Here is an 8,017-nt window from a genome sequence, read left to right as displayed (position 1 = left end):
CATCGACGCCGAGCCGCTCGGCGAGCTGCCCGAGGTCTATCGCAAGCAGCCGATCTTCTACATCACCAACCGCTTCAGCGTCCGCGGCACCAACACCACGGTGAAATGGCCGCGCTACAGCAAGGTCATGGACTACGAGCTCGAATTCGGGATCATCACCAAGAACAAGGGCGCGAACATCTCCGCCGCGAAGGCGAAGGATCACATCTTCGGCTACACCATCTTCAACGATTTCTCCGCGCGCGACGCACAGCGCGTCGAGATGGAAGGACGACTCGGCCCGGCCAAGGGCAAGAGCTTCGACGGCGGCAACGTGATGGGTCCCTGGATCGTGACGCCGGACGAGATCGGCGATCCCTATCGTTTGAAGATGGAAGCGCGCGTCAACGGCGAGACCCGCTCGCAAGGCGTCAGCGAGGGCATGCTGTTCTCCTTCGAGGAGATCATCGCCCACGTCACCCAGGACGAGACGCTGATGCCCGGCGAATTCATCGGCTCCGGCACTGTCGGCAATGGCTGCGGCCTCGAGCTCGGATGGTTTCTCGAGCATGGCGATACGATCGAGCTCGAGGTCGAGAAGATCGGCATTTTGAAGAACCGCGTCGAGCGGCAAGAAGTCTGAAGGGGCGCCTGACGGCCGCCAACGAGAACAATCAACGAGGAAGCGCCATGACGAGCAAGCTGATCGACATTTCCGTCCCCCTCCAGAACGACGTGCCGGCCGACCCGCCTGGCAATCATCCGACGATTCAGTACATCAACCACCAGCAGGGCCTGCCGCGCATGTTGCAGTTCTTCGACGGGTTGAAGGCCGAGGATCTGCCGGACGGGCAGGGCTGGGCGGTGGAGCAGGTCAGCCTCTCGACCCACAACGGAACGCATCTCGACGCACCCTGGCATTTTCACCCGACCATGAATCGCGGCGAGCGTTCCTGGACCATCGACGAGGTGCCGCTGGAATGGTGCTTCCAGCCCGGCGTGAAGCTCGACTTCCGGCACTTGCCGGACGGCTATGTCGCAACGGCCAAGGACGTCGAGGCCGAGCTCAAGCGCATCGGCCATGAGCTGAAGCCGCTCGAGATCGTCGTGGTCAACACCAGCGCCGGCGCCAAATATGGCCGGCAGGACTACGTCACGTCGGGCTGCGGCATGGGCTATGAAGCAACCATGTACCTGCTCGAGCGCGGTGTGCGCCTGACCGGCATCGACGGCTGGAGCTGGGACGCGCCGTTCGTTCATACCGCGAAAAAGTACGCCGAGACGAAGGACGCAAGCCTGATCTGGGAAGGTCACAAGGCCGGCCGCCATATCGGCTATTGCCATCTCGAGAAGCTGCACAATCTCGAACTGCTGCCGTCAACCGGCTTCAAGGTGTCATGCTTCCCCGTGAAGATCGAACGAGCCTCGGCGGGTTGGACGCGAGCGGTCGCGATTTTGGAGAGCTGAGCTTCTCAAGGCCCGCGTTGAGCGGGCCATTTTGCTTTGGTGACTGCACGGGGGCCCCTTTAATCGTGCCGAGCTGCTCGACAAAATCGGCTTTCTCGGATGTCGCTGCGACAGCTATACCATCGCTGTCCTGCTTTCCTTGAAGTGAGCTATCCGATGACCGAGGTCGAGCTTGTCAATGTGTTCACCCACATGGGGCGGGGCGGCAATCCCTGTCCAATTGTCATCGATGCATCGAACCTTCTCGCTGCGGGGATGCAGTCGGTAGCTCAGCAATTTGGGCATGAGTCGGGCTTCGTTCTGCCGTCACCAGGGCTCGAGTCTGACTACGTCTTCCGGTTCTGGGTTCCGCGGCACGAGATGGAGATGTGCGGTCATGCGACGATCGGCGCGCTCTGGGTCCTCGCGACCAAGGGGCGCTTGCCGGGCGAACAGGTCCGCATCGAGACGCGCAGTGGATCGGTGACGGGTTATGTCGATCGTGTGGACTCGGGCGATCCGTCCGTCGAAATCAGCCAGCCCGTCGGCAAGGTCGTTGATCTCTCGCATGCCGAAGAGGAGGACATTCTGTCGACGCTCAAGCTGTCGCGCCGCGATCTGCTTGACCTACCCGTGCAGAACGCCGTCACGTCACGCGTGAAGACGCTCATCCCGATCAAGGGCGTCCGCGAGCTCAGCGAACTGGTGCCGGACCCGGCGCAGATCGAGGCGTGCTGTGGACGGATCGGGTCCACCGGACTCTACCCCTACGCCATCGACCACCAGGGCGAACGACGTTTCGAGGCGCGGCAGTTTCCGAAGTCGTCCGGTTACCCGGAAGATGCTGCCACCGGCATTGCCGCCGCGGCGCTTGCGTTCGGACTGCTCAAGAACGAACTGGTCGAACCCAACAGCGAGCGGATCACCATCATGCAGGGCCGCGCGATGGGAGCGTTGTCCGAGATCCGGGTGCGCCTCGGCTTCGCGGGCAGTAGGCCCGTCGGTTGCCTGCTGGGAGGCTCGGTCACGCGCGCGGAGCAGCACGTCTTGCAGCCTTAGCAGGTCGGCGCAGGGACGGCGGCTACACCTGTGCCTTCAGCGCGAATGCCYTCAGTCCGGAAAGCTCAGGATCATCTTGAGCAGTTTCGGAAATCGCGCGTTGATGTCCTCCTCGCGCAGGACGTTGCGGTGCTGGACGCCCTGCTTTGACGTCCGGATCAGGCCAGCCTCCCGCAGAATGCGAAAATGGTTCGACAGGGTCGACTTCGCCATGTCGGGGCAAGGCGCTGCCTCGGTGCACGACATGCAATCGTTTTGCACGGCCAGGCTTTTGACGATGCGCAGCCGCATGGGATCCGCGAGGGCGCCGAGCACCCCGGCCAATGTAATCTCCTCCCGCGCCGGGTGAACGAACTGCACCATGCCCAAAATATAGCACCTCCCTTGAACTCATTCAATAGTTCACTAGTATTGAACTATTGAATATCGGCATCCTGCCGAACAATGGAGACATGCGATGACCAAGAGACTTGAAGGCAAAGTTGCGCTCGTGACCGGCGCATCCAAAGGCATCGGTGCCGCAATCTCCGCCCGGCTCGCGGCCGAGGGTGCGGCGGTCGCCGTCAACTACAGCGCCAGCAAAGAGGCAGCCGACCGCGTGGTCGCCGCCATCATCGCCAAGGGTGGCAAGGCCGTCGCAGTCCGCGGTAACCTCGCCGATGCCAAGGACGTGAAAAGCGTGGTCGAGGAGACCGTGAAGGCGTTCGGTGCGATCGACATCCTGGTCAACAACGCGGGCGTCTACGAATTCGCACCACTCGAGGCCATCACGCCCGAGCATTTCCACAAGCATTTCGACCTCAACGTGCTCGGCCTTCTCCTGGTCTCGGGTGAAGTGTCGAAGCACTTCAACGCCAATGGCGGAAGCATCATCAACATCAGCTCCGGCGTATCGACCATCGCGCCGGCGAACACCGCCGTCTACACCGCGACGAAGGCATCGGTGGATGCGATCTCCGCCGTGCTGGCGAAGGAGCTGGCGCCGCGCAAGATCCGCGTCAACGCCGTCAATCCGGGCATGATCGCCACCGAAGGCGTCGTGTCGGCCGGCCTGCACGAGGGCGACATGCGCAACTGGATCGAATCCGTCACCCCGCTTGCCCGCATCGGCAAGGCTGAGGAGATCGCTGCCACGGTGGCCTTCTTCGCCTCGGACGAGGCGTCTTACGTCACCGGCGAGACGCTTCACGTCACCGGCGGTCTTCGCTGACGAGGCGCGTGCTCTCGCGGGCGCGACGTCGCTGAAGGCCAAGTTCGGACTTCACCGCTTTGGATGAGAAAATGGCCCGCATTGAGCGGGCCATTTTTGTTTTGGCGACAGACAAGCGTCAGAAATGGATGATGGGCTTGTTGTCCGCTCCCACCAGGCTCGACGGCGCCTCCCCGAACACCAGCCCCTCCGGCTGAAACTTGATCGTCTTCCCGCCCTCGACGAACTCCGCGAAATTCCGCGGCGTGGCCGAGTGCACGCCGTTGGTCAGGAAGTCGTCGATCGCATAGCAGGTGTCGGGCTTGCCGCCRGAGCCTTCGCCCAGGAACTTCTGGAAGTTCTGGCTGGTCACCTTCGCCTTCTTGCGCGCCGACCAGTTGGTGTAGCGGCGGTAGAGCTTTGGCATGATCACCGGGCCCTTGTCGGTCGCGAGCACGTCTGTCTCGTTCTTCCTGGGCTCGCGCAGGTCGAAGTCGAACGCGGGAATCGTCCTGGCGAGATGTTTCCAGACCAGCAGCTTCTTCGTCCGCGCGGTCTTGGCGAGGGCGAGGAAGGCCTTGATCTCGTCGTCGTTCATCGAGGAGTAGAACGTCGGATAGGCAAAGCCCTGTTCGACCAGCCAGTGGTTGATGTCGACCGTCCGGTTCGCGACCGTCACCTCGATGTCGCCGACCAGTCGTCCATAGGTGTCGAACACCTCGTTCGGCGCATCGACATGGGTGAACACCCGGCAGGCCAGCGCCGCCTCGCCGGCACGGCTGAGGAAATCATGCAGCGCCTTGCTCGACGTCGCGCCGAGGAATTGCCGGTAGGGGTGCGTGACCTCGTGATAGGCCTGCCGCTTGGCATCCGTCAGGCCCTTCTTCTCGGCGGGCGACAGCGGCGAGGGCTGGTAGTGCAACTCCGGCGCGTCGATGCCCTGAAGGCGAACGGTCAGCTTGCCGTTCTTGATCGGCGCCGTGTTGGTTCGGCMCTTGACCTTGGCGTTGTCGAAGACGTGGGTCGACTGGAACGGCGAGGTGTCGTTCTTGCGAAAGCGGATCGCATCGGGCGCGATGGCCACCACGACCTTGGTGGTGTCGGCGTCAGACCGCCCCTCCGGCCAGAACTGGCTGACCTCGATGGTGCCTTCGACCTCCAGCAGTCCCACGGGCATCGGCCGCTCCTGTCAACGGGCGCGACGGTCGCCTCGAGCAGGGCGACTCGCGCACGGCTGGAAGGAACGGATCATTTTCGTGCGACAGGCCCATGACGGGGCGCGGCGGCGAGGCCGTGGTGCGCCGCCCGCGGGCGAAGAGAACAAGGCCGCGATCCTTGCCGCCCTCCGCGCGGCGATTGCGATCGCGTCCGACAGCGGCGCGCTGCCGCTGAACCAGAAGGCGGAGGCGATGCTGAACGAGATGCTCGCTCGGGGCGACGAGCTGATCTTGCCGTTCCATCCGCCTGGCGTGCGATCGTACCGTCGGTGGCGATTGTCGGGCCCGATATGCCGTTTTTATTTATTAGATAAAACAAAGACTTAGGCTGCCCTTCTACTGTGCATGGGGTTGTTTTCGATGTTTTGTGAGCCGGCCGCCGCTTCGGCGCGGCCCGGGGCGGTCGCCGCCGCCCGTGATGACGAAGTCTCTTGCGCGGACACCTGGGTCGGCTACCGTTGGCAGTCAGCTAGCCGCAGGGCCAGGTGATCTTTTGATACGGATTTTTTAGCATTCCATTTTGCCGGCGCCGCCATGGCGCGACGCCCACGGGAAGAGGCGGGGCCATGATCACACGAGACCAGTCGGCACTCCTGGCGCCGGTCGAGCGCGACCTGCGGCTCGATCTTTTCCGCGGCATCGGGCTGTGGATGATCTTCCTCGACCACATCCCGCACGACGTCGTGGCCTGGCTGACGCTGCGCAACTACGGCTTCAGCGACGCCGCCGAGTTCTTCGTCTTCATCTCCGGCTACCTCGTCGGCTGGATCTACGGGCCGATCATCGCGGGCGGCTGGTTTCTCGCCGCGCTCAAGCGGCTGTGGCGGCGCGCCGCCGAGATGTACGTCGCCCACATCATGCTGTTCCTTTTGTTCACGGCGCAGATCGCGCGCACCGCGCGCCGCTTCGACAATCCGATGTACGAGCACGAGTTCAACGTGTTCAATTTCCTGTCGCATCCGGACGAGCTGATCGGGCAGGCGATCCTGCTGAAATACAAGCCGGTCAATCTCGACGTGCTGCCGCTCTACATCACGCTGGTGTTCGCCGCGCCCTTCATCGTCTGGTGCCTGGTGCGGCGGCCGAACCTGACGCTTGCGGCGTCCGTGGTGCTCTATGTGCTGTCGCGCTGGTTCGACTGGAACGTGGCGTCCTATCCGCCAGGTAGCCACTGGTACTTCAACCCGTTCTGCTGGCAGCTGATGTTCGTGTTCGCGGCCTGGTGCGGCATCGGCCAGATCGGGAAGATCGCGACATGGGTCTGGTCGAAGGCGGCGATGACGCTCGCGGCGGCCTGGCTCGTCTTCGCGCTCCTGATCGTGATGACCTGGCACGTGCCCGCGCTCGAGGCCCTGATCCCGAAATGGATGATCAAGGCGATCTACCCGATCGACAAGACCGATCTCGACATGCTGCGCTTCACGCATTTCCTGGCGCTGGCGATCTGGGTCACCCATTTCATCTCGCGCAAATGGCGGTTGCTGCACGGACCCTGGCTGCGCCCCGTCATCCTCTGCGGCCAGCATTCGCTGCCGATCTTCTGCTTGGGGGTGTTCCTCTCGTTCTCCGCGCACTGGATCCTGACGCAATACACCAAAGGCGTCTGGGAGCAGCTCGCCGTCTCCGCCGCCGGCATCGTCATCATGATCGGCGCCGCCTGGCTGCTCGGTCGTACCGAGCGGGTGCCGAACCTGTTCGTGAAGGTGACGGAGGTCGAGGATCCCGAGCCCGCAGTCGAAGGCGCTCCGGCGGCGGCCGCGACGCCCGCGAGCCGCTGAAAGCATCATGGCGCCAGCCCGCCATCTCACGGAGAGATCCAACGGAGAGGTTCATGTCCAGACGTTTGTTGACGATCGCCGGCGCTCTCCTGTTCCTGGTCTGCGGCGCCTCCGCACAGGCACCGTCGCCGGAGGCGATGAATGCGGCGCGCAAGCTGGTGGTCACGTTGAAGATCGCGGATCAATACCGCGTATTGCTGCCGCAGCTCCTGCTCAAGCTCAGGCCCGTGGTCGCCCAGGACAGGCCGGAGATCGAGCGCGACTATGATGCGCTGACGGCGCCTGGCTCCGAGATCTACGCTCCGTTCGTCGCCTCGATGATCGATCAGATCGCGGCTCTTTACGCCGCCAGCTTCACCCTCGATGAGCTGCGTCAGATCGAGGCGTTCTACGCCCAGCCGGCCGGACGGAAGTTTCTGGAGAAGTCGGATGCGCTGACGCAGGCGAGCACGCAGATCGGCCAGGACGTCAGCCAGAAGGCGGCCGACGAGCTGAAGCAGCGCCTGATCGAGGCGCTGCGGCAGAAGGGGCACAAGCTCTAAGCGAAAAACAGCGCAAGGCCGCGAGCAGCTAAGGTCCGGTGCGAGCTTCACCCCCCAGGCTGTGCACGTCGGAGATGAACATCACAATCGCCGCCAGGTTCTTGCGTCATGACGCCGGCCGCATGGAATTTGACGGAGCCGACAGCGCCGACTACGCTTCGCGCAAATTGCAAATCTTGGGGAATGGAAATGTCCGGCGACATCGCAGCCACCATCTCGAAAGCGCGCGAGCATTCCATTGGCGATCTCCTGCGCCGTTCGGCAGGGCGGGAGCCGAACAAGCTCGCAGTGAGCTGCGGCAGCGTGAGCTGGACTTTTGCCGAGATGGACGCGATCTGCAACCGGCTCGGCCGCGGCCTGCTCGGCCTCGGCGTCAAGAAGGGCGATCGCTTCGCCGTGCTCTCGCGCAACTCGCACGCCTTTGCCGCGCTCCGCTTCGCGGTGGCGCGAATCGGCGCGGTGCTGGTGCCGATCAACTTCATGCTCAATCCGGACGAGATCAACTTCATCCTCAAGAGCTCCGGCGCAAAGCTGCTCGCGACCGGACCTGATTTCGTCGAGCCCGCGCGTGCCGCCTCGGCGAAGGACTGTGCGGTCGAGAAGATGATCTGGCTGCCGGGTGAGGATCCCGCCACCGCGCCGGCCGGCCTCACCACCTTCGACGATCTGCTTCATGCCGACGGCGCGTTTCTGGAGGCGTCGGTCGACAGCCGCGACCTCGCGCAGATCGTCTACACCAGCGGAACGGAGTCGCTGCCCAAGGGGGCGATGCTGACCCATGAAGCGGTGATGTGGCAATATGTCAGC

10 protein-coding genes are annotated in these 8,017 nt (G+C 63.5%); 8 read left to right on the top strand and 2 right to left on the bottom strand.

Going from position 1 to position 8,017, the window contains the following annotated elements:
* The 3 genes from AC1D00_RS16665 to AC1D00_RS16655 all read left to right on the top strand — a co-directional run.
* A partial coding sequence (locus tag AC1D00_RS16665; RefSeq protein WP_477011430.1) for a fumarylacetoacetate hydrolase family protein occupies positions 1-622 on the top strand: 622 nt, incomplete at its 5' end.
* Between the two features lie 47 nt (positions 623-669).
* A complete protein-coding gene (locus AC1D00_RS16660) occupies positions 670-1,446 on the top strand; it encodes a cyclase family protein (protein WP_477011429.1) in 777 nt (258 codons plus the stop codon).
* Between the two features lie 156 nt (positions 1,447-1,602).
* Positions 1,603-2,484 (top strand): PhzF family phenazine biosynthesis protein, encoded by an 882-nt coding sequence (locus AC1D00_RS16655; RefSeq protein WP_477011428.1) that lies wholly within the window; start codon positions 1,603-1,605, stop codon positions 2,482-2,484.
* A gap of 51 nt (positions 2,485-2,535) precedes the next feature.
* Here the strand turns inward: AC1D00_RS16655 and AC1D00_RS16650 are convergent, their stop codons facing one another.
* A complete protein-coding gene (locus AC1D00_RS16650) occupies positions 2,536-2,847 on the bottom strand; it encodes an ArsR/SmtB family transcription factor (protein ID WP_477011427.1) in 312 nt (103 codons plus the stop codon).
* A 94-nt stretch (positions 2,848-2,941) separates the two neighbouring features.
* Between AC1D00_RS16650 and AC1D00_RS16645 the strand changes: the two genes are divergently transcribed.
* Positions 2,942-3,694, top strand: a complete 753-nt coding sequence (locus AC1D00_RS16645; RefSeq protein WP_477011426.1) for an SDR family NAD(P)-dependent oxidoreductase — start codon at positions 2,942-2,944, stop codon at positions 3,692-3,694.
* A gap of 118 nt (positions 3,695-3,812) precedes the next feature.
* Here the strand turns inward: AC1D00_RS16645 and AC1D00_RS16640 are convergent, their stop codons facing one another.
* On the bottom strand, positions 3,813-4,850 hold the full coding sequence (locus tag AC1D00_RS16640) for a thermonuclease family protein (protein ID WP_477011425.1): 1,038 nt from the start codon (positions 4,848-4,850) through the stop codon (positions 3,813-3,815).
* Between the two features lie 79 nt (positions 4,851-4,929).
* Here AC1D00_RS16640 and AC1D00_RS16635 point away from each other — a divergent pair, with 79 nt between their 5' ends.
* The 4 genes from AC1D00_RS16635 to AC1D00_RS16620 all read left to right on the top strand — a co-directional run.
* Entirely contained in the window at positions 4,930-5,217 is a 288-nt protein-coding gene (locus AC1D00_RS16635) for a hypothetical protein (RefSeq protein ID WP_477011424.1), read from the top strand.
* Positions 5,218-5,456: 239 nt separating this feature from the next.
* Complete coding sequence (locus AC1D00_RS16630; RefSeq protein ID WP_477011423.1) at positions 5,457-6,668, top strand: OpgC domain-containing protein; 1,212 nt, start codon at positions 5,457-5,459, stop codon at positions 6,666-6,668.
* Positions 6,669-6,721: 53 nt separating this feature from the next.
* Positions 6,722-7,210 (top strand): DUF2059 domain-containing protein, encoded by a 489-nt coding sequence (locus AC1D00_RS16625; RefSeq protein WP_477011422.1) that lies wholly within the window; start codon positions 6,722-6,724, stop codon positions 7,208-7,210.
* Positions 7,211-7,399: 189 nt separating this feature from the next.
* A partial coding sequence (locus tag AC1D00_RS16620) for an AMP-binding protein (RefSeq protein WP_477011421.1) occupies positions 7,400-8,017 on the top strand: 618 nt, incomplete at its 3' end.

This window comes from Bradyrhizobium sp. P2_E8 (assembly GCF_056403875.1).
This window is presented reverse-complemented; position numbering and strand designations above follow the sequence as displayed.

Excerpts from the sequence above, each read along its gene's own strand:
- AC1D00_RS16660 (WP_477011429.1), top strand. The coding sequence starts at position 670 with ATGACGAGCAAGCTGATCGACATTTCCGTCCCCCTCCAGAACGACGTG.
- AC1D00_RS16655 (WP_477011428.1), top strand. The coding sequence starts at position 1,603 with ATGACCGAGGTCGAGCTTGTCAATGTGTTCACCCACATGGGGCGGGGC.
- AC1D00_RS16650 (WP_477011427.1), bottom strand. The coding sequence starts at position 2,847 with ATGGTGCAGTTCGTTCACCCGGCGCGGGAGGAGATTACATTGGCCGGG.
- AC1D00_RS16645 (WP_477011426.1), top strand. The coding sequence starts at position 2,942 with ATGACCAAGAGACTTGAAGGCAAAGTTGCGCTCGTGACCGGCGCATCC.
- AC1D00_RS16630 (WP_477011423.1), top strand. The coding sequence starts at position 5,457 with ATGATCACACGAGACCAGTCGGCACTCCTGGCGCCGGTCGAGCGCGAC.
- AC1D00_RS16625 (WP_477011422.1), top strand. The coding sequence starts at position 6,722 with ATGTCCAGACGTTTGTTGACGATCGCCGGCGCTCTCCTGTTCCTGGTC.